3 protein-coding genes are annotated in these 3,391 nt (G+C 46.2%); all 3 read left to right on the forward strand.

What is annotated here, in order from left to right; genetic code table 11:
• The coding region (locus V3S16_RS00155) for a sigma 54-interacting transcriptional regulator (RefSeq protein ID WP_413882646.1) at nucleotides 1-1,753 on the forward strand (1,753 nt) is incomplete at its 5' end.
• Between the two features lie 671 nt (nucleotides 1,754-2,424).
• On the forward strand, nucleotides 2,425-2,790 hold the full coding sequence (locus V3S16_RS00160; RefSeq protein WP_413882647.1) for a hypothetical protein: 366 nt from the start codon (nucleotides 2,425-2,427) through the stop codon (nucleotides 2,788-2,790).
• Nucleotides 2,783-3,391, forward strand: a 609-nt coding sequence (locus V3S16_RS00165; RefSeq protein WP_413882648.1) for a hypothetical protein, incomplete at its 3' end; no start/stop codon positions are given. The genes V3S16_RS00160 and V3S16_RS00165, both read left to right, overlap by 8 nt.

Below are 3,391 nucleotides of genomic sequence, written 5' to 3' on the forward strand. Positions count from 1 at the left end.
GTTCTCCGAAATGCCGATTAAACGTCAAATAATGAAACTATGGTTTCATATGAGCGTTCTCACCCTTGTGATTTTGCTTTTAGGGCTGGCCGCGGCCTTCCTTTTTATTAAACGGGTGACCGAACCGCTGGCGGCACTGTCAAAGGCCGTCGAAAATATTGACGAGGATCACCTGGAGGCTGAATTTGAGGTGAAAGCTCAGGATGAAGTAGGCAAATTGGCCTCTTCTTTCAATCAGATGATTGCTCGAATCAAGGATTATACCCAACAGCTGAAAGAAAAGGCTGTGGAGCTGGACCGCGCCCACAATCAGACCCGCAGCTGTTTTGCCATTGTTCAGGAAATCGGGGCATTGCCGAATTTGAATGATGTCGTTACCTATTTAATTCGGAAGTTTCAAAGCATATTAGCCTGCAAGGAAATGGTGCTGATTATTTTTAGCGACAGCAGAGATGCGCTTTTTGTTTTATCGGAAAGTGAAACCAGGATACTCGATAAAGAGTTCTCGGAGGCCGTCGAGTCGATCTTAAAAGGATTTAACAAAATAGCGTTTGTAAGTACAGATACGTTCTCACCCCCGGTTGTCCCGGATAACTTTAAACATACCGGGCACCTGATCGTATTCCCGCTCCATCATCAGAATCAGCTCTTGGGTGCGATGCTCGCTTCCTGTCCTATAGAATGCAAAAGCGAAACCAAAGAAATGGAGCTGCTGGAGCTGATGTTGAATCAAACTTCCGGAACCATCAAACGGGCCGCACTGCAAGAGGAAGAAATCCGCAATTTGCAGAGCCGCATCGAAAACATCACCGAATTCAGCGGAATCATCGGGAAAAATCCCAAGATGCAAAAGATCTACCAACTGATTGAGGATATTGCTCCCACCGATGCCTCTGTTCTTATTGAGGGCGAAAGCGGCACCGGCAAAGAGCTGGTGGCCCAGGCCATCCATCGCTTAAGCCTTCGTAAAAACAACCCTTTTGTCATAATCAATTGCTCGGCCTATCCGGCCACGCTTTTGGAAAGCGAGATCTTCGGTCATGAAAAAGGGGCCTTTACCGGAGCCATCCGCCAAAAAGCCGGACGTTTCGAGCAGGCCCATGGCGGGACCGTTTTTTTAGATGAAATCGGCGAAATATCCCCGTCAGCCCAGATCAAACTTTTGCGAGTGCTCCAGAGCCAAAAATTTGAGCGCATAGGAGGTGAAAAGACCCTAAGCGTTGACTTGCGTATCCTGGCGGCTACCAATAAAGATCTTCTTGAGGAAGTGAAAAACGGAAATTTTCGGGAGGACCTTTATTACCGCCTGAATGTAATTCCTGTCTTTTTACCGCCGCTCAGGCAGCGAGGCAACGACATCCCGCTGCTTAGCCGGCACTTTCTAAATCGGTACACTGCTGAACAGGACAAGGAGGTAAAAGACTTCAGCTCGGATGCTATGCGCATCCTGCTTGATTATTCCTGGCCGGGAAATGTTCGCGAGTTGGAAAACAGTATTGAGCATGCCGTCGTGCTGGTCAAGGGCGATCGGATCGAGGTCTCAGACCTGCCGCCGGCCATTCGCAATTTTGGTGCCTCCTTTAGGGCTGAATCGCCCGGAACGATTCAGGAAAATGAGAAAAATCTGCTCACCGAAACCCTGGAAGAGTGTAACTGGAACAAAAAACTGGCCGCCCAACGTCTGGGGATCAGCCGCGCCACGCTTTATAATAAGCTCAGAAAATATCAGATTGTCCAGCACACCATGCATTAACCTTGATGAATTAGGTAGGCGTTCACAGGCTGAACCCCGAACCCGTGAACGGTTACTTTTATTGTTTACAGTTTAAAATTGTGTTTAATTTTAATACCAGTTTAAATAGCTTAATTTACACTAAAAAAACTTATTTGCGCTATAATGTGTCTAAAATTTAGACGTTGCCGTGAAAGTCTGCATTTACTCCTTGGTCTTTTTTTTGCAGGATCATCCTCAACAAATCACACTTGAAGCTACATGATTTTCTGGCTTTGTTTTATAAAGCTAAACCAACGACCAACGTAACCCGCTTAATACTATATTCTTTATAAGCTTAAACTAAGCGTTTTTAAAAAAAATATTCCGAGCTAAATATCAATATTTGTCTCACTGTTCGTCCGGTTAAATCGGACGAAATCCAATTTTAGCGGACTTTGTCCGAAACTTCCGAACATTTTTCTCCTTTTGCCAACCCTTCACAAAGATTCTGATCGCTTATATCATGCCGTTATTATTGTATAAATAGAAATAGAGGAATTTTCTGCGAACTCTGGCACAATTTTTGCTATACGTAACTCTGAATGAAAACACTGAAGCAATCATAAGCAGTGCTTAAATAAGGCGCAATTCTTACACCCTTACATGAAATGTTCCAAATCTTACGCGAAATTACCTAAGGAGAACGACTCTTGCTGGAAAAGAAGATTATAGTGTTGGATGCGGACGAAATACAGTGCCGGGAGTTATGCGCCATGCTGGAGAGAGACAAATATCAGGCAATCCCCATGCAGTTGCTGCCGGATCTGGGAAAATGCATTGAAGAGAGTGCCTGCCTGGCGGTGTTCATAGACATCGATACTGTATTAATCGACAATCGCACCATCCGGGACCTGACTTTAAAATACCCGGAAGTCTATTTTTTCTGTATTTCCAAACATCCGTATAATCCTGAACTAAAAGATGCCATTTGCTACCACATTTATGCCTGTCTCAACAAGCCGGTTGACCCGGACGAACTCTTTTACTGGTTAAGGAGTATCGATCAAAATGACTAATACCGAAACCCAACACATTGAGACTAAACCACGAATCTGCATTCATGTTTTTGTCATGGCAATTGTGGCGATCCTGTTTTTGTCCGGCCCGGCTTTATCAGCCGATCAGACGGCGCAGGTTCCGGCCGAGCTGCCGCAGGTCGATATCCCCCAGCCCCAGTTTTTTTGCGGCTACTGCCATATTCTGACCTACCCGGGCGTGGTTCAAAAAAGCTACGAGCTTTGGGAAAAAAGCAAGCACAAGGAATTCGGCTGCGTCGCATGCCACTATCCGCCCAGAGGGACCGCGGAACTGGGTAAGACCTCGGGTTCAAGCCCTGCGACCGTGAGTACCCACATTCCCCAAAAGCCGCCGGAGCGCTTCTCCTACCTTAAGCTTGGCGGCGAAACCATCAGAACCAGACCGAAGATCAGCGACGCCAACTGCATGACCGCTAACTGCCACGGCCAGCCGGATGACAAATTCAAGACCAAGAAAATCAAGTTTAACGAGAAGGTACTTTTCGTGCACCAGCCGCACCTGGAAAAGAAAAACCAAATCGAGGGCCAGAGTCTAAACTGTACTTCCTGTCACCAGCATGAGACCGACACCAAAAAATTC

This window comes from Candidatus Desulfatibia sp. (assembly GCF_036446775.1).
Taxonomy (GTDB): domain Bacteria; phylum Desulfobacterota; class Desulfobacteria; order Desulfobacterales; family UBA11574; genus Desulfatibia_A.